Below are 18173 nucleotides of genomic sequence, written 5' to 3' on the forward strand. Positions count from 1 at the left end.
CTCGAATACTGCACCGCACTGACCGGTCACGGCTCGAACGGGAACCCGCCTTCCGCCTCCCGCAGCTGCGCGAGCAGCCCCGTGCGGCTGCGTCCGTGCGCGAACTCGCCGGCCTCGACGTACGCGAGCACGCTGCGGCCGTCGGGCAGGGCGGGCGCCGTCACGTCGAGCTCGCCCCGCATGAGGAGCGAGTGCACGAACAGCTCGATGACGGCGTCGTCGAGGTCGCGGTCGGCGAGCTGCACGATCGGATGGCGCGCGACGCCCGGGCCGCCGAGGCCCGACCCGGCCTCGGCCCCGGCTTCGAGCAGCCTGATGAGCAGCAGCCGGTCGTCGGCGCCGAGCGTCGGGTTCTCGAACAGCACGTTGACCGGGGTGAGGTGCGACAGCTGCACCGATGCATCGAGGTCGTCGAGATCTTCGAGCAGCAGGAACGCGATCTCGGCGCGGTTCCGCGGGTCGGGGTTCGCGAGCGCCGCGTCGAGCACGTAGCGGCGCGGCGGCATGCCGAGCACGGTGTCGAGGAACTGGTTGAGCGACCCGGTGAGCGCCACGCGGTGAACGTCGCCGAGCTGCGCGTAGGCCGCTTCGGCCTGCTCGAAGGCGACGGGGTGCCCGAAGACGACGCTCGAGTAGCGGTCGTCGGCGAGGATGTGCGATCCGAACTCCTCGCCGGCCCCCACCGCCCACTGCAGCTGCGGCACACCGATCACGGCCGAGTAGAGGGTCGCGAACGGATTCGACGTGTCGGGAGCCGCATGCGGAGCATGGCCGCGAATCGTGTCGGGGGCCGTGTCGGGTGCCGAGTCGGGGGCCGTGTCGGGAGCCGCGTCGGCGTCGCCCTGCGCCTCCGAAACCGCCGCCGCGAACGCGGGCCGCACCCGCTCCAGCATGCCGCCCGAAGCGCGCCAGTCGTACGCGTCGCGCCAGAACACCGCCTGCACCGCGGGCAGTGCGCTCGCGGTCGGCAGAAAGCCCGGGATCGCCGATCCGTCCGGCCGTTCGCGCGTCACCACGGGGTACAGCCCATCGGGGTCGCGGTCGGTGACGAGCGACAGCAGATCCACCGGCACCCCGGCGAAGAGCCGGGCCTGATCCTCGAACGAGAGCCGCGCCTCCTCGGCCGCCGCTGCGTCGACCGGAAACGACATGAGCAGCCCGCGCCCGTCGTGGGCGAAGTGCCACACCCAGTAGTGGTCGTCGGCGCGCACCCGCCCCCGCACCGCGTCCGGGCGCACCGACGACCCCGCGAGGTGCGGCCCGCGCCACGCGATCTCCTGCGGGGCGGGCTCGCCGGCGACCTCCGTCGCGAGCGACGCGATCACCCGCGTGCGCTGCCGCAGCTCCCACGTCCGGGTGCCGCGCATGAGGTCGACCACTGCGTCGGCCCTCCCGATCACGAGGATCGCCTGCGGGTCCTCGCCGGTGCTCGGGTCGGGGGCGCCGGCGACGAGCACCACTGCGTGGCCGTTCACCCACCACATGGGCGCGCTCATGATGCCGATGCCGCGCATCACGCGCGCGACGGGCGTCTTGCGCTCCATGCCCGTCCTCGGTTCGCGCGCCTGCATCTCGAAGGCCGGGCCCCACCGATCCTCCATCGCATCGCTCAGCCCGCCGACCCAGGCCTGCAGCACCTCCACCGTCCAGGGCTCGGCGACGGCGAGCACCGTGCGCAGCACGCGACCGTCGTCGTCGCGCAGGTCGCGGCCGCCCACGCTGAAGGTGCGATCCTTCCAGTCGACCGACCCGGGGTCGGTGCTCCACCACGCCTCCGTGATCCGTTCGATCTGCGCCACCAGGTCGCCGTGCGTCGCGTCGCGCGGCAGCCCGTAGCCGAGGCGCTCGTGGTCGGCGGGCCGCTGCTGCTCCGGGTAGGGGCACGCCGCGAACAGCTGCTCGATCTGCCGGCGGCGCTCGTCGGTCGCGCGCCCGGCGACGTCGTCGGCGGTGAAGGATCCGCCGAGCCGGTAGGGCCGCCGCACCGCGTCCGCGAACCCGAAGTCGTCCATGCCGAAGTCGTTCAGGCTGCCGATCTCGAGCAGGTTGCGCGTCACCCTCCAGTGCTCCCCGTCGAACCAGACCGCGCCCGAGATGATCGGCAGCGGCTGGTCGCCGAGCACGCGGAACTCGAGCTCGTGCTCGCTCGGCTCGCCGCGGCCGTTCTCGGCGGGGGCGGCGATCAGCTCGCGCAGATCCTCGGGAATGCCGTCGAGCATGCGGGCGATCAGGATCAGCCGGGCCTCCTCCAGCAACTCCTCGGGGTGCGCCGCCTCGGCCCCGTCGCCTGCGGCCTGCGGCTCCGCGCCCGACAGCTGATCGGCGATGAGCTGCCCCGCGGCGCTCGTGATGAACTCGGAATCGGGATCCTGCATGAGCACCAGCACCCGGCCGTCGTCGGCGAACGTCCACACCGTCGTCGTGCCGCCCCGCGACCGCAGGCTGAACCGCGACGCCTCGAGCGCCGTGCCGCGCACCCGCACCTCGCCCTGCCCGGCCAGCGTGCTCATCAGCCACGCGCGCCGGCGCAGCTCGAGGGGGTGCTCGCCGTGCATGATCAGGTCGTGCACCGTGATCTCGTCGTCGGCGAGCACCGCCATGCCGCCGAAGGCGTACTCGCGGGGCAGCACCACGAGGATCTGCCGCAGCATGCTCGTCATCGGCTCGCCGTCCCAGCTGGTGAGGAGCACGCAGCACAGCTCGCCGCGATCCCACATCTCGGCCCGGTCGATGCTCACCGCGACCATGAGGAAGTCGAGGATGCCCTCCGGCTCCTGCGAGACGCCCACCAGCTTCGGCGTGCGCACGAGCGGAGCGCCCCACGCCTGGTGGAGCACGCGGCGCACGCCCTGCGCCCACGTGTCGGCAACCTCGGCGTAGCCGCCCGGCGGCAGCTCGCGGTCTGCGGGGGCGCCCTCGGTGAGCGTCTTGTCTTCGTTCGGATCGTAGCCGCCGAGCGGCAGAATCCAGACGCCCTGCGACTCCTCCCCCTCCACCCCCTCGAACGTGAACTCGTCGTCTGGCGATTCGGCGATCAGGTACTCGACGAGGCGCTCGCAGAAGCCCGGCACCGCGTCGAGGCCGAACGGGGGCTCGTAGATCGGCAGGTCGTCGTCGCCCTCGGGCTCATTCGATCCGCTGGCGCTTCCGGTCGTGTCTTCGGTCATCGCTCACTCGCCGTTCTCGATTCGGACCCGTACGCGGCTTACGCTAGCAAACCCGGTGGCGCCCACGGCAGGGGCGCGGGGCCGGGCCCGGGCGTCAGCGCCCGGCGAGCAGCTCGGGCAGACCCACGTTCGGCAGGGCGATCCACCCCTCTCGGCGCGCCCGATCGAGCAGCTCCAAAGGGGGCGGCGTGCTGCGCCCGGTCGCCGAGCTGCGCGCCGCGAGCGCGGCGATGACGGCGTCGAAGGCGTCGGCCGAAGCGATCATCAGGTCGCGGCACCCATCGACGTCGAACCACGGCGCCGCGGCACCGATCTCGCCGAGCAGCCGCTCGCGGCGCTCCGCGTGCGCGCGGTATCCCGTCGTCGCGAACCCCCAGTGCCGCAGCGTCGCGCCCGGGTAGACCTCGACCACATCGCCCGCGCCGGAGCGGTCGACATCGGCCCCGCTCTCCTCGAGACGGGCGAGCAGTCCGGCGCACCGCATCGCGGTGAGCCCCAGCCGATCCGTCGAGACGCTCAGCGGCCAGCGCCCGGTCCGTTCGCGCACGTCGCGGTCGGTCGCCCGATACGCGAGCGTGCGGCGCCAGGCGATCCCGCCGTCGGGCGGCGGCGCATCGCGATCCCGAGCGGCGTGCGCCGCGACGAAGCTGACGAACTCGTCGGGCCATCCGAAGGCGCAGTCGATCCCGAGCTGGGCGACGCGCGGCATGGTCTCGACGATCTGCGCGTCGTCGACGCCGAGCTGCAGGTGCCGCAGCACCGCTCGAGCATCGCCCCACTCGATCACGGCGAGCGCGGTACCCGTGCGCTCCGCGGCGAGGTCGACTCCGGCTGTCAGCATCCGACCATGATAGGCGCGGCACGCACTCCGAGCGCGGGCGCTGACTGCGCCCCCCTCCGCCTCCACGCCTCCCCCAACCATCGCTTCGGTGAGAGATTCGCCGTCGGTGGGACCGATCGCCGCCGAAACGCCTCACCGAAGCCGAATCCCCGACGCTGGCGAGCACTCGCGAGCCGCCGCCCGCTCAAGGCCGCGCGCACCGGCCAGCCGACGCCGGCGAGCGACTGGGAGCAGAGGTGCCCCGGCACGCCGCCTCCGCATACACTCGGTCAGGGGGCCGCCGTTCGCATCGCGAACACTGACCGGAAAGTGACGGTGACACATGCCTCGCCTCCCGCACCCCAGCAGCTCACGACGTCCGATCCGACGCGCGCTCGCGAACTGCGCCTCGCTCATCAGCGCCATCGGCGTCCTGCTCTCGCTCGTGAGGTTCGTCGACTCCGCCGGGTCGTGGATCGTGCCGACGCTGCAGGCGGGCGCGCCCTGGGCTGCGGGCGCCGCCGCCGCGGTGGCGGTCGGCTCGGTGCTGCTCGCCCCGCGTGCACGGATCGCGTGGGTCTGCGCGCTCGTGTCGGCGGCGAACATCGGCGCGGCCCTGATCCTCGTCGCGCCCGCCGCATCAGGAGCAGTCGCGCCGGGGGAAGCGGCGACGGGAGCCGCGGCCGCCGACCGCGCGACGGTGGTGTCGTTCAACGCGCTCTACGGCAACGGCGATCCCGCGGAGCTGCTCGCGGAGGCTCAGGCCCTCGATGCCGATGTGCTGCTGCTGCTCGAGGCGGATCGCGACTACGTCGCACGTCTCGACGCCGCGGGGGCCGCGCAGCGTTTCCCGTTCCGCTTGGTGAGCGATGCGTCGGGCGGCGCGGCGACCGCGATGCTCTCGGCGACGCCGCTCGACGAGGTCGAGCTGGCGCCGGAGGATGAGATGCGGTTCGCCTCGTGGGCCGCAGACGTGCGCATCGGCGACGAGAAGGTGCGCGTGCGCGCCGTGCACCCCGTTCCGCCCCTCGACGGACGATCGGAGGTCTGGCGCGACGAGATCGGCACGCTCGACACCTGGGCCGCATCGACGACCGGCCCGCTCGTCGTCGCCGGAGACTTCAACGCGAGCGCCGCTCACCCGGCCTTCCGGGGGCTCTGCGCCGGGCCCGGAGCGCTGGCGGGGTGCGGATCGATCTTCGCCCCGCCGACCTGGGCGCCGCGCGAATGGATTCCGCCCGTCCTGCCCCTCGACCACGTGCTCACGCGCGAACTCGCGGTGCTCGACCGCGGGGCGTTCCGGGTGTCGGGTTCGGATCACCGAGCGGTCTGGGCGACCGTCGCGCCCGCCGGTCAGGGCTGAGCGGTCGCCTCGGGCGCAGCCTCGTCCACGTGACCAACGGTGATGCGGACCCGCGCGGGCAGGCCGGTGGCGTCGCGCACCACCTCGGAGATCGTACGGTGGAGCTCGTGCACCGTCTCGACGACGCTGCGGGTGCGCACGAGACCGACGGAGCACTCGACCGAGACCGCCTCGCTCCCCCGCTCGATGCGCACCGTGGAGTTTCCGCGCTCGCCGAGGCCGAGCAGCCTGGCACCCGCGTCGATGACCGCACGGGTGCTGACCCCGCTGCGCAGGACAGATGCGACGCCGGGCACGGCGAGCGCGGCCGCCTCGATGCGGGAGGCGAGCAATTCGTTCGTGATCGCGCTCATCAGTGCTCCTCACTCTCCGTTTCGATCCCGTCGCCCCGGCGGCCTCCGAACGACGACGGCACCCCGTGCACGTCTTGCACCACGATGTCGATCCCGGCGAGGTTCAGCAGCGCGTGGGCTGCGAGGCGCGAGTCGATCGCCTCGCGCAGCTGGCCCACCACGTTCGGAATCTCGATCCCGTGCGCCACGCTCACCTCCGCGCAGATCGTGACCGGCAGGCTCGCGTCGGTCGGGTCGCCGTCGATCCGCACCCGGCCGATGAGCACCCCGGCGACGTCGTTCTCGGCGGCGCGCACCATGCCGCGCACGGCGCCCTCGGTGATGCCGAGATCGGCGGCGGGCTCGGGGCTCGGGATCGGGATCCGCCGCCCGGCGCGCGCGTCGAGCGAGATGCCCGCGAGGATGCTCCGCACCCAGCTCTCGTCGGCCTCGGGTTCGGCTCGCGTGTCGGCGGCGAGCAGCTCGGGTGAGAGCTGTCGCAGGCGTTGCAGCGCGTCGAGCGCGATGCGGCAGCCGGGCGAGCTCTCGATCTCAGGGTTCGCGGGCATGCGCCCAGAATCGAGGTAGTCGGAGAGCTGCTCGATGGTGTAGCCGTCGAGGTCGTCGGGTTCCATGCCGAGACCGTCGGGCGTCGGGCTGTTGAGGTCGTTCATCGCCACTGCTCCATCCGAACGATGATGTCTTTTCGTGCGCGAGCGAGCAAGCCCCGCACCGTTGAACGGGAGATCTGCAGTTCGTCGGCGATCTCGTCGTACGAGCTTCCGCCGATCTCGCGCATCACCCAGCACTCGCGCTGGAGTTGCGGCAGCTCCTGGAGTGCGGCGCGGAGCGCGGCGATCCCGGCACGCGCCTCCGCCTGCCGCGGGGGCGCCGAGCGCTCCGCGGCGGGCAGCTCGACCGCGTCGAGCGCGGAGTAGGGCCGCGCGGCCCGAGTGCGATCGATCGCCTTCCGGCTCGTGATGCGCATGAGCCAGCTCTTCACCTTGCCGGGGTCTTCGAGCCCGGGCAGCTGCTCCCATGCCGTCACGAACGCCTCCTGCACCACGTCGTCGACGTCGGCCGTGCCGTTCAGCAGTCGGCGGGCGTAGGCGCGCATCATGGGCGTGTATCTCCGCACGAGCACCGCGAAGGCGGTCGCGTCGCCGTCTGCCGCACGCCCCGCGACGATGCGGTCATCGGCCGCTTCGACGCCGGGGGCGCGATCTCCACCAGTCACCACGTGCCGGTCCTCTCACTGCACCCGCGGCTCGCCCGCGGCGACGCGCGAGCGGATGCCTGAGCGGATCGACAGCAGCATCGGGGTCTCGCGGCCGGTGAGCATCGCGAGATTGTCGGCGAGTCGCCCCACGATCTCGGCGATCTCCCGGGGCGAGGCGTGCTGGCGCGGCGTGACCTTCACGTGCAGCACGTCGACGCCGCGCAGGGTGCGGGAGGTCACTCGAGATGAGAGGATCTCGCTGCGGTGCGCCAGCGCGCCGGTGAGGGCGTCGGCGGCGAAGCCGTGGCCGATGGTCACGGCGCCCTGCGCCCCCTCGCGGGCTTCCTCGCGCAGCACCGTTCGGCTGCGCCCGCCGCCGAGCCGCGCGATGATCACGATTGCGATCACCACGAGCACGAGCAATGCGGCGAGCACCGCGATGACGAACCAGCTCACCGGGCTCGCCTCGGCGACGCGCGTCACGGTCGAGGCGTCGCGCATCCACTGCACGGCCGACTCCGTCGCCGTCGTCCACGCCGAGCCGATGTCGGGCAGGAGGGCGGCTGCGGCTGCGGCCGCTCCTCCGGCGATCAGCACGATGCCGACGACGAGCAGCACGCTGCGGTTGATTCCGCGCTGGGTGGCGTTCATCGTTCTCTTCCTTCTTCGTCTGCGGGCTTCGCGATGCGGGCGTGCACCTTCAGTCCGGGCGACAGGTCGTAACGGGCGACCTCCTCCGCGGCGAGATCCCGCACGCGATCCTTCTCGATCGTCTCCCCCGGAGCCGGTCGCACCGTCACGTCGATGCTGCGCGACCCGACTCCCACGACGACCGCGCCGGGCGCGAGGTCGAGGGCTCGGCGCAGCTGCTCGGCGACGGCGGACGCGAGCACGCCGTTGTCGCACACCACCGCGATCGGGTGGCCGCTCATCGCGTGTCTCGGCCTGCGGCCCGGGCCGACGGCGAGCCCGACGAGCACGAGCCCTGCGATCGCGGCGACTGCGCCGCCCGCGACGACGGCTCCTTGCGGCTCGGCATCGGGCAGTTCGGTGAGCGCGCGCAGACCGTCGCCCGGCGCCACCAGCAGCGGGCCGAGCCCGGCGAACCAGCGCACGATCTCGATCCCGACGAACACCGCCGCCGCACCGAGCACGACGAGCACGATGACGGCCGCGACGGTGCGCGGAGAATGGGTTTCCCGGCGCACGCCCCGGCTCAACACCTGTTGCGACATCTATCTCACCCGCTTTCGTTCGGTGATGACGGCCCCGTTCACGGTGACGGAGATGCGCCGGATCGCCCGGCCCGTCATCCGTTCCAGGTCGCGCGCCAGGGTGGACTGCACGTCGCGCATCCGCTCGAACACGGGGGTGTAAGCGCGGATCGCCTCGGTGTCGGCGAGATCGGGGATCGGCAGTCTGGTCGAGAGTCGCACCGCGATCCCCCCGCCCCACTCCGACACCTCGGCGTGCACGTCGCCGCGTGCGACGCCGATGGCGTGCGCCGACGCCTGCGTCACGATCTTGCCGAGGACGCGCTCGTGCACGTGTACGTGGCCCGGCGGCTGGGCTTCGGTGGGTTCCGTCGCGCCCAGGCCGTCTGTTTCGTCGACGGTGCCGTTTGCGCTCACCGTGCCGGTTTCACCGAGAGCGACGGTTTCTCGGGCGGCGCCGGCCGAGCCGACCCTACCGGCGCTCATGATGAGGTGCGCCGCCCGGTGAACGCTCCGACGAGCGCGCGGGCGTCGAATCGGCCTGACACCAGGCCGCCCACGAGGGCGCCGAGCGCCATGAACACGGCGACGAGCAGGAAACCCCAGAATCCGAAGATCAGGGCGGCGAACGCCAGCACGGCGCCCGCCGCCGCCCCGGTCATGGTCGCGTTCACGAGACGCGCGTCTCGGTGTCGGCGTCGTCGGCGTCGTCACCCGGCAGGTGCACGTCGTTCACGGCGACGTTCACCTCGACGACCTGCAGCCCGACGAGGCGGGTGATCGCGCCTGCGACGGCGTTGCGCACGTTATCGGCGACCTCCTGGATGGGGGTCGGGTAGTCCACGACGATGGTGAGGTCGGCGGCGACCTGCGTCTCGCCCACCTCTACCTTGACGCCCTGGGTCAGGTCGGTCGCGTTCATGGCGTCGCGCAGCGCCCCGAGTGCCCGAGCTCCGCCGCCGCCCAGTGCGTGCACGCCGGCGACCTCGCGGGCGGCGATGCCGGCGATCTTCGCGACGACGCCTTCCGCGATCGTGGTGCGTCCCGCTGAGGCGTCTGCCGCGGTGCCGGCGCTCGTCGTCGACGATACGTGGTCGACGCGGGGTGCGCCGCTGCGATTCTTGCCGTTCGCGGCGTTCGTCGCGGTGTCGACCTGTGCAGAGTTCTGGGTCTCGTTCGTAGCCATGTGCACTACCTCCTGTGTCGGTGAGCGGCTGACGGGCCGCCCGTGGTGTCGAGCGACGGATCATCGCTCTGTAGATAGGACGCAGGTGCGGCCACCTTTGTCACAAAAAATGTCACACATTTTTTGTTGGAAGGCGAGGGGCTGGTGCTCGGCGGTCGTGAGGGGTCAGTGATGTGCGGTATTCGGGTGCGATGCGCACTTTATTGACCGCTCACGTTCTTCTGAGCGTTAGGTGCGGCCTCGTGACAGCACGAAGGGCGCAGAGGCTATGTGCCTCTACGCCCTTCGGGTGCACTGAGTGTCAAGTGGTGTTCCGCTCGACCTCAGCTTCGGTGGTCAGCTAGGCGCTGACTTCTTCGCGCTCCTTTCCTTTCCGGCGCAGCACCAGGAGTCCGCCGAGCATGAGAGCTCCTGCTGCCAGCAGCAGGCCGGAGACCTGTCCGCCGGTGATCGGCAGCTGGGCGTGCTCTTCCGCCTGCGGAACCTGCGGGGCCTGGGGGGCCTGCGGGTTCTGCGGCGTCTCGAGCGGTTGATCCGCGCTGACTACGGTGAACTCTGCGCTGACCTGACCCGACTGAGCTCCAGTGAGGAGAGCAGTGTGGGTTCCGAGGGCGAAGTCGGCAGGCACTGCGAAGGTGAACACGACGGTTCCCTCTGCGTCTGCTGTCGCACTTCCCAGCGATACCGGCTGCGAGTGAACCTCTGCGCTTACGGTCTCCTCGGGGAGGAAGCCGGTGCCGGTGATCGTCAGCGTATCGCTCGGGTGCACTTCGGTAGCGCTGAGCGTGATGGCGGGGCCGCCGACGCGAACCCAGGTGCTGACGGACTCGTTCCCCGCAGGGTCGGTCGCGGTGACCTGCAGCAGGGTGCCGTCAGGTGCAGCGGGCGAGATCTGGCAGGTGAAGGTGCCGTTGGTATCGACGAGGGTCTCGCACAGAACGTTTCCGTCCTTGTCCTTCACCGTCACCGTCGAACCGGGCTCTCCTGTACCTGAGACCTCATCGCCGTTTGCATGGTCCACCTTCGGAGCGGCAGGCGCGTCCGTGTCCACGGTCACCGGAGTCGGAGCCGACTCGTTCCCAGCGGTATCAACGGCAACCACATCGTAGTTCCCATCACCCACCGGACCACACGAGAACTGACCGTTCTCATCGGCCACGACCGAGCACACGACCTCACCGGTCTCCACGTCACGGATCTCGACCGTGGTCCCGGGCTCAGCAGAACCCTCGACCGAGTCACCGACCGCAACCGCCGTCGGCGCCTCCGGCACCGTCGTATCCACGACCACCGAGACCGGATCGGACTCGTTACCGCTCTCATCGATCACGACAACATCGAAGCTGCCATCATCGACCGGACCGCACGAGAACACACCGTTCTCATCAGCAACCGTCTCGCACACGACCTCACCGGTTCCCGGATCGCGAATCTCGACCTTGGCACCCGGCTCGGTCTCACCCGTCACCGTGTCCCCGTCAACACTCACCTTCGGAGCGGCAGGCGCATCCGTATCGACCGTCACCGAGACCGGATCGGACTCGTTACCGCTCTCATCGATCACGACAACATCGAAGCTGCCATCATCGACCGGACCGCACGAGAACAGACCGTTCTCATCAGCAACCGTCTCGCACACGACCTCACCGGTCTCCGGATCGCGAATCTCGACCTTGGCACCCGGCTCGGTTTCACCCGTCACCGTGTCCCCGTCAACACTCACCTTCGGAGCGGCAGGCGCGTCCGTGTCCACGGTCACCGGAGTCGGAGCCGACTCGTTCCCAGCGGTATCAACGGCAACCACATCGTAGTTCCCATCACCCACCGGACCACACGAGAACTGACCGTTCTCATCGGCCACGACCGAGCACACGACCTCACCGGTCTCCACGTCACGGATCTCGACCGTGGTCCCGGGCTCAGCAGAACCCTCGACCGAGTCACCGACCGCAACCGCCGTCGGCGCCTCCGGCACCGTCGTATCCACGATCTCGACCGTGGCGGTGGAGACGCCGGGCTCACCGTCTACCGTGAAGGAGATGGTCGCCGTGCCCGCGTCGGTTGCTCCGCCGCTCAGGACGGCGGTGAAGCGGCCGTCCTCGGTGCGCACGACCTCCGAGAGCTGACCTCGATCCGTGCTGATGAGCACCGAGTAGTCGCCTTCCGAGACGACGTTGCCGAAGGCATCGCGAAGTTCGACGGTGATGGTCGAGTCGTCCACCGAGTCACCGCTGATGATCGACTTCGACGCCTGAATCTGCGACTCGTTCATGTCGGCGGTGGCAGCGACGAACACGATGTCGCGTGCGTCTGCGATCTGCGATCCAGCGACTGAAGCGACCACTTCGTACGTGCCGGCGGTCGTGGCCGACAGCTCCACTGACGCGAGGCCCTCGGCGTTCGTCACGGCCGTGACGTAGCTCGGTGTTGCACTTCCGTTGATTCCAGCAGGAACAGCGAAGGTCACCGTTTCGCCCTCGACCGGGTTGCCGTTCGAGTCGACGATCAGAGCTTCAGCGACGAACGCCTCGCCTGCCGTCTGCTCTCCTTCAGGCGTGACGGTCCAGGAGGATCGCTGCGCGTCGGCGTCGCTGCTCCCGAAGTCGACCGCGACGGGCGAGTTGCCGATGCCGGTCAGTACTCCGTCGACCTCGACCTCAGCCGACACCTCGTACGAGCCTGCAGTGGTCGTGGCGACCTCCAGCTTCGCCTGACCGTAAGCATCGGTCTGCACGGTGGCCGGTGATGCACCGGCTGCGCTGACGAGCTGAGACGGGAACGAGAACACCACGTCGGTGTCCGCTGCAACGGGATTGCCGAAGCGGTCGTAGATCGTGGCGGTGACGGTGTGGGTCGTCGAGCCGTCGGCGCTCACGATGCCTCCGGTCGCGCTCAGATTCGACTTCGTCGCGTCCGATGCGGCCGCGACGAACGCGATCTCCTTCGAGCTCGTCTCCGCGGTGCCGCCGACAGGCAGCCCTGCGACGGTCGCCTGCAGCGTGTACGCGCCAGCCACCGTCGAGGTCACCGGGATCGACAGCACGCCGTCTGCGTCGGTGACGCCGCTCGCGGCTGCACCGTTCGCGGTCGCCAGATCTGCGGGGAGCACCAGTTCCACCTCGGCCCCTGCGACGGGGTTGCCGAGAGCGTCCTTGGCGAGGATGGTCGCGGTGTAGGGCTCGTTCACCTGCACCGGGCTCTCCGGCGTAACCGTCCAGGTCGACGTCTGAGCGTCGACGACTCCCGCGACGTAGGTGATGCGCTGAGGGGTACCCAGTGCACCGGCTGCCGCAGAGGCCGAGACCTCGTAGGTGCCGCTCTTCGTGGATGCGAGTTCTACCTCGGCGACCCCGTCTGCTCCGGTTGCGACGACGATCGTGCCGCTCGTTCCCGACACCCATGTGCCACGGGCGCCCGCGTACTCCAGGTGCTCGGGAATGGTGAACGCGATCTCCTCGCCGGCTACCGGGTTGCCGAACGCATCGACTACCTTGGCCGTCGCGGTGTGGGTGTCCTGCCCGTCGGCGAGACGGCTGTCGGCAGAGACCTCGAAGACCGAGTCGGTCAGGGAGACCTCGTCTGCGTTCCAGCTCCGCTCTTCGCTGTCGCCGATCTGCTCGTCGCCGAGCCGAGCGGAGAATACGTACGTTCCCGCCTGCGTCGACTGCAGCTCCACCACGGCTCGACCGTTCTCATCGGTCGGCACGACGATCTGCGTGTCTTCGGTCGCGCCGTTCACTCCTGCCGGTACGACGAACGTGACGTCGACACCGGCACCGACGGGGTTCCCAAGGGCGTCGGCGATGTCGGCGACAGCCGTGTAGGTGCTGTCGGTCTGCGATCCCACGGTGAGCGGCCCCGCGGGATCGATGCTCCACGCGGAGTTCTCTGCGCTGGGCGCGCCTGTCGTGAAGTTGGCAGTGCCGGGCGAGCCGGCGACTTCCGTGTCGACGCCGTCGATGGCGACGGTGGCGTGGATGCTCGGGTACGTTCCCGCCACGGAGCTGGTGAGCGTTGCCGTGTAGGTGCCATCGCCGTTGTCCGTCACCTCCGACACCGCGACCTTGTCGTCGGTGCTGAAGATCTTGACGTTCTGCCCGGCCAGCGGGGAATCGCTCTGCGCGCCCCTCACTGTCACCGTGGCGGGGATGGTCGCTTCGCCGTTCGCCGGCACGCTGTCGGGCGGTCCGACCTCGAGAGTCGACGAGGTTGCCGACGGCGCTTCCGAGTAGCTCAGCACGAGGCGGATGTCCGCCCCGAGGGTCACCATCGAGCCGGGAACCGTAACGGTGCCGTCGGCGGCGACCTCAGCCGCTCCGATCCGATCTCCCGTCACCGCGTCGATCACCTCTGCACTCTGCAGCTCAGCACCAGCGGGTACCTCCGGAGTGACCGCGATCGGCTGTCCGATCGAACCCTCGTGAGCGCCCGATTCTGCTGCCACGCCTGCCTCGCTGAGCGTGATCTTCGCGCTCTGCGAGGAGGGCGCGGTGGCGCTGACGCCGGTCATGCCGTAGGAGTAGTCGCCGGGCAGCGTGCTGTCCACCGACAGCCGGAGGACCGAGTCGACGATCTTCACGTCGTAGTCCTCGACTTCGCCGGCGGTGGTCCACGGCTGCGTCGTACTATCCGCCGCTCCCGCGTATTCGTTCGCCGAGTTGTCGGGCTTCTCGACTTCGACGAGCGAGCTGTTCACTCGGAGCGTCGCCTGGCCGGCCGTGCTCGGGAACGGTACTTCGAATTCGGCGTTCGCACCGGAGGACTTGATGACCGAGCCGAAGGCGCCCCGGGGGTTGGCGTTCGCCGCGCCCGCGGCGCTCATCCACGCGCTGATCTTCGCGCTGTCAGCCTGCGATCCCTCGCTCTTGGCGAGCAGCGGGTACTGCAGTCCCGCAGCGAAGAGCTGGTCGGATGCGAGCGGAGTGTCGCCCGCGAGATTCAGATACACGCCGTCGTCGCTCTCGTGGCTGTCATCGGTCGCTCCGACGACGTAGTTGCCATTCGTGGCTCCCAGGCGCAGGTCTGCCGCGTCGTCGCCCTGCAGGGTCACGTGCTGAGGGCCGTTGCCGGTGCGGGCATCTCCGGAGAGCAGGCTGTTCGGCGACTGGTCGGCAGTGGATCCTGCGAAGGCGACGGTGAAGTCGATGGCCGCGACCGAGCGAGCGTCGACGAGGTCGTACTTCACCAGGTCGTTGAGCCCGTCGGCGGTGACGTCGATGGTGGTCTCCCCGGGGGTTCCGGCCGGAGGGTTCGATCCGTTGTTGCGGTCGTTGACCACCGACATGCGGTTTCCGGTGACGTCCTGCCCCACGGTGAAGTACGTGTTCGTAGCCACGACTTCACCGTTCTTGCTCTCAGAGCCGCTGACGACTCGCGGCTGCACGAGGCGCAGGTAGAAGGTTCCCGAGGAGGAATCGAGCAGACCGGCGTAATTGCCGTTCTCGTCGGTGGGGTCGGTCGTGCCCGCGAGGGTCGCGGTGCCGTCGCCGTTGTCGCGGTAGATGGCGACGGGGCTTCCGCTCACCGGGTTGCCCGCCTCATCGGTGACCGTTCCACCGATTCCGACGCCGCCGGCCAGGGGGCCGGATCCCGCACTGTCGAGTGTCGCTGTCCACGCGGTACCGCCGCCGGTCACGTGCTCTGCCCAGCTGCCGTTCGGCAGCGCTGAGGATTCCTTGGTGAGGGGGTTCACCTGCAGCGGCAGCGCCTTGCGTCCGTTGGCCGTGTTGATGATGCGGCCGTCGTAGAAGGCCAGGCCGACGCTCGCGGGCGAGGCAGTGCCGTTCTTGCTGCTGTAGGTGGTCTTGCCCAGGAGCACGTGCTGGCCGGTGTCGCGGTTCCACCGCCAGATGGTCGGGTTCAGGCCGTCGGTGATGCCGTACACGTTGCCTGCGGCGTCGAGCGTCATGTCGGATACGCCGTCGAGCTTCGGTGTGGTCGTCGTCTCGAGGTACTCGACGACGTTGTCCTCGAGCGTCAGCGGATCGCCGTCAGCGCCCGGAGAGAAGTAGAGGATGTTGTTCTGGTAGCCCGTGTATCCCGGATCGCACGGCCCGGTGAGAATGACGAGCTCGTTCGTGAGCTGATTCACCTCGATGCTGCAGGTCGTGGTGACCCAGGACTTCGTCAGGTTGTTCGGGATGGGGAGTTCGATCGCGAACGCCTTCCCCTTGTTCGGCCCGCTGGCCGGAACCCACTTGACGTGGCCCGAGTTCGTGAACGTGGTCCCCGCCGGCTTCACGGAGCCGGCCGATTCGTAATGGGCCTTCACATCGGGGCTGATCTTCGTCAGCGACCCCATGGTGAGCGCTTCATTGATGTAGAGACCGGGGTTCTCGGAATCGCCGGAGACGCCCAGGTTCGCCAGTGCTCCCGACACGCGGATCGGCTCCGTGGGCGTGCCGCCGAAGGCGCCGATCACTCCGCTGCTCGGGCTTCCCGAGATGCCCGTCGCGATCGACCAGATGGCGGAGCCCTCTGCGAGGTTCACGTCGTCCGGCCACACGGCCGTGCCGATCTCGGCCCCGTGCGTGTAGCTCGCAGCCTGCGCCTGCGTTGCTCCTGCAACCTGCCCGTAAGCGACGAGGGAGGCGAGCAGGAGCAGGAAGGTCATGGCCGCCGCGAACGGGCGGCGCAGCAGCATGAGCGCAGATGCGCCGGAAGACGGGGCGGATGCTGGTCCGCTCCCGTCGTCAGAATGGAAGAATTGTCGAAACACTGTTGTCCCTTGCTCTCTTGGTGTGAGGTCTCTATCGCTGAGCGATCATGTATTTGATCTGGTAGCCGGCTTCTTCGGAGTGGCTGAACGACAGGCGCGCGGTGAACTCATCGCTGCTCATCGAGACCACGTGCCCGATCGGGCCCGAGCCGCTCTGGCCGGTGACCCAGAACCCGGCGGCTTGCATCTGCTCGACGGCGGCCTGCTGCGCCTCGGCGTCGTCGACCCGGATCGTGACCGACATGAGGTCGCCGTCGGGGTCGCTCGAGGCGATCCGCTCACCATCGGCGAGCGGAAGCTGCTCCTGCGCCGGGAAGCCGTCGGGCACAGCCGCGGTGCCGCCGTTGCCCCAGAAGAAGAACGCGAGCGGAACCGCGATGACGACCGCGACCACTGCGCCGACGATCGACCAGAAGAATCCGCGCCGCTGCAGCAGGCCCTTCTGCGGCTTGGAGATTCCGGCGGGTCGTCCCGCCGCACCATCCGTCGTTGTTCGGTCGTTCGGAAGCACACCTTGCTCCCCGTGCTCGACAGCAGTTTCCTGCTGTCGGCTCTCAGCCTCCATCGTCATAACGCACTCACCCCTCGCAATCGGTTCGGACGAAATTGCCCGATCTCACTTTCGGTTGTCAGCGAGCGGGAATTCGGTGGCGGACGATCTTTGAGTAGGTCGCGGCGGCGATTTGAGTGCCGAACGAGGGTTTTGCAGTACCCCGTGGGCGAAAGTGCGCGGGCCGCGAGGTCTGAAATGCAGTAGTGCGCACCGGCGGCGAATGCACTGCGACTGCGAGGGCGGATCGCCTTCATGCCCGTCGCCGCCCGCCGATGCACCGGCGCGACGCGCCCAGCCGAGGCTTTGACAAGGCTTCCGGGTATTGTCAGGCTGTGGGGCATGCCCACCAGCGACCGCACCGCGCAGCTGCGCAAAGGCGTGCTCGAGCTCGCGATTCTCGCGGTGCTCGACCGCGACGAGTGCTATTCGATCGAGATCATCGATCGGCTGGGCGAGCACCCCGCGCTGACGGCCACTCCGGGCACGGTGTATCCGCTGCTCGCGCGCCTCGATAAAGCCGAGAAGGTGGCCACCCGCTGGGTCGAGGCGCCCGGCGGCCCGCCCCGCAAGTACTACCGCCTTACCGACGAGGGCCGTGCCGCGCTCGCCGAGGGGTCGGAGGCGTGGACCGCACTGAGCGGGGCGATGCACGACATTCTGCGGCCGGAGGGGGCGAAGTGAATCGGTACCTGCACGAGGTCGAGGCGCAGCTCGGCGCGCTCTCGCGGCGGGATCGGGCCCGCGCGCTCGAGGCCCTCTCCGCGCAGCTGAACGAGCTCGCCGACGCCGGCATCGATCCGGTCGAGGCGCTCGGGCCCGCGGAGCAGTACGCGGCGGATCTGCGCGACGCTCTGACCGGTGACGCGCCTGCCGCCGACTCGCGGCTGCGCGTGCTCGGCGTGCCGGTCGAGCTGCGCGGCCCGGTGAGCGCTGAGGTGCGCTCGCGCACATGGGATCCCGACACCCCCCGGCTCTTCGTACCTCGACTCTTCGGCGCCGGGTGGACCGTGAACCTCGGCGCCCTTGCCGTGCGCCTGCGGCTCATCCGCCCCGATGACGCCACGAGCGACGTGCTCGACCGGGTGCCGCAGAGCGCTGTGAGCGGGGCGCAGCTCGTGCCGCTCGCGATCGCGGCGACTGCCGCCGGATCCCTGACGCTCACCTGGCGGCGCCTCCCCGATCGCGTGGCCACGGGGTTCGGGATCGGCGGCCGGCGCACCGGCACCGGATCCCGGCGCTCGCTCATCGCCGCCGTCGCGGTCGGCGCGGTGCCCGCGCTCTGGGCGCAGCGGCGACGGGTGCCCGTCGAGGATCGGCTCGTGCGCACCGCGAGTGCGACCACGCTGGCGACGCTCTCGGCGTCCATCGTGGCGGCGACCGTGCTCGATGCGCGCCGCCCCCGCGGGCGCTGGGGCCTCCTCGTTCCCGCGGCGCTGCCCGCGGGTCTCACCGCCGCGCTCGCCGTGATCGTGCTGCCGCTGCGTGCCGGACTGCGCCGCGCGTGGCGGGACGCGCGTGCGGAGGGCGCTGCGGCGGGCACTGCGGCGGGCGCTGCGGAGGGCACTGCAGCGCAGTCTTCGCGGTAACCGCGCCGCGACATG

15 protein-coding genes are annotated in these 18173 nt (G+C 70.1%); 3 read left to right on the forward strand and 12 right to left on the reverse strand.

What is annotated here, in order from left to right; genetic code table 11:
- Positions 1-26 precede the first annotated feature (26 nt).
- The gene (locus NS354_RS06300; RefSeq protein WP_058593728.1) at positions 27-3167 is read right to left on the reverse strand and encodes a hypothetical protein; all 3141 of its coding nucleotides are present in this window, start codon (positions 3165-3167) and stop codon (positions 27-29) included.
- 94 nt (positions 3168-3261) lie between these two features.
- Positions 3262-4008: a DUF429 domain-containing protein gene (locus tag NS354_RS06305; protein WP_058593729.1), complete on the reverse strand. Its 747-nt coding sequence runs from the start codon at positions 4006-4008 to the stop codon at positions 3262-3264.
- A gap of 322 nt (positions 4009-4330) precedes the next feature.
- On the opposite strand from NS354_RS06305, the gene NS354_RS06310 reads away from it, so the two are divergent.
- Positions 4331-5350, forward strand: a complete 1020-nt coding sequence (locus tag NS354_RS06310; protein WP_058593730.1) for an endonuclease/exonuclease/phosphatase family protein — start codon at positions 4331-4333, stop codon at positions 5348-5350.
- On the opposite strand, the gene NS354_RS06315 is transcribed toward NS354_RS06310, so the two are convergent.
- The 10 genes from NS354_RS06315 to NS354_RS06360 all read right to left on the reverse strand — a co-directional run bounded on the left by NS354_RS06315 (position 5341) and on the right by NS354_RS06360 (position 16530).
- On the reverse strand, positions 5341-5703 hold the full coding sequence (locus tag NS354_RS06315; protein ID WP_058593731.1) for a hypothetical protein: 363 nt from the start codon (positions 5701-5703) through the stop codon (positions 5341-5343). The two genes, NS354_RS06310 and NS354_RS06315, sit on opposite strands and share 10 nt — an antisense overlap.
- A complete protein-coding gene (locus NS354_RS06320) occupies positions 5703-6356 on the reverse strand; it encodes a hypothetical protein (RefSeq protein ID WP_058593762.1) in 654 nt (217 codons plus the stop codon). The genes NS354_RS06315 and NS354_RS06320 overlap by 1 nt, the downstream gene beginning before the upstream one ends.
- A complete protein-coding gene (locus NS354_RS06325) occupies positions 6353-6922 on the reverse strand; it encodes an RNA polymerase sigma factor (protein ID WP_082677942.1) in 570 nt (189 codons plus the stop codon). The genes NS354_RS06320 and NS354_RS06325 overlap by 4 nt, the downstream gene beginning before the upstream one ends.
- A gap of 12 nt (positions 6923-6934) precedes the next feature.
- Positions 6935-7552, reverse strand: a complete 618-nt coding sequence (locus tag NS354_RS06330) for a hypothetical protein (RefSeq protein WP_058593732.1) — start codon at positions 7550-7552, stop codon at positions 6935-6937.
- Positions 7549-8136: a hypothetical protein gene (locus NS354_RS06335; RefSeq protein ID WP_058593733.1), complete on the reverse strand. Its 588-nt coding sequence runs from the start codon at positions 8134-8136 to the stop codon at positions 7549-7551. The genes NS354_RS06330 and NS354_RS06335 overlap by 4 nt, the downstream gene beginning before the upstream one ends.
- Positions 8137-8532, reverse strand: coding sequence for an NTP pyrophosphohydrolase (locus NS354_RS06340; protein WP_241490389.1), 396 nt, complete (start codon positions 8530-8532; stop codon positions 8137-8139).
- Positions 8533-8597: 65 nt separating this feature from the next.
- A complete protein-coding gene (locus tag NS354_RS06345; RefSeq protein WP_010154727.1) occupies positions 8598-8789 on the reverse strand; it encodes a DUF2273 domain-containing protein in 192 nt (63 codons plus the stop codon).
- Entirely contained in the window at positions 8786-9301 is a 516-nt protein-coding gene (locus NS354_RS06350; RefSeq protein WP_058593734.1) for an Asp23/Gls24 family envelope stress response protein, read from the reverse strand. The genes NS354_RS06345 and NS354_RS06350 overlap by 4 nt, the downstream gene beginning before the upstream one ends.
- Before the next feature lie 340 nt (positions 9302-9641).
- Positions 9642-15944, reverse strand: a complete 6303-nt coding sequence (locus NS354_RS06355) for an Ig-like domain-containing protein (RefSeq protein ID WP_058593735.1) — start codon at positions 15942-15944, stop codon at positions 9642-9644.
- A gap of 106 nt (positions 15945-16050) precedes the next feature.
- A complete protein-coding gene (locus NS354_RS06360; RefSeq protein WP_058593736.1) occupies positions 16051-16530 on the reverse strand; it encodes a hypothetical protein in 480 nt (159 codons plus the stop codon).
- 381 nt (positions 16531-16911) lie between these two features.
- Between NS354_RS06360 and NS354_RS06365 the strand changes: the two genes are divergently transcribed.
- Both NS354_RS06365 and NS354_RS06370 read left to right on the forward strand, forming a co-directional pair.
- A complete protein-coding gene (locus tag NS354_RS06365; RefSeq protein ID WP_058593737.1) occupies positions 16912-17253 on the forward strand; it encodes a PadR family transcriptional regulator in 342 nt (113 codons plus the stop codon).
- Positions 17250-18158: a DUF5808 domain-containing protein gene (locus NS354_RS06370; RefSeq protein WP_058593738.1), complete on the forward strand. Its 909-nt coding sequence runs from the start codon at positions 17250-17252 to the stop codon at positions 18156-18158. The genes NS354_RS06365 and NS354_RS06370 overlap by 4 nt, the downstream gene beginning before the upstream one ends.
- The last annotated feature ends 15 nt before the right edge of the window (positions 18159-18173 follow it).

The organism is Leucobacter chromiiresistens, assembly GCF_001477055.1.
Classification (GTDB): Bacteria; Actinomycetota; Actinomycetes; order Actinomycetales; family Microbacteriaceae; genus Leucobacter; species Leucobacter chromiiresistens_A.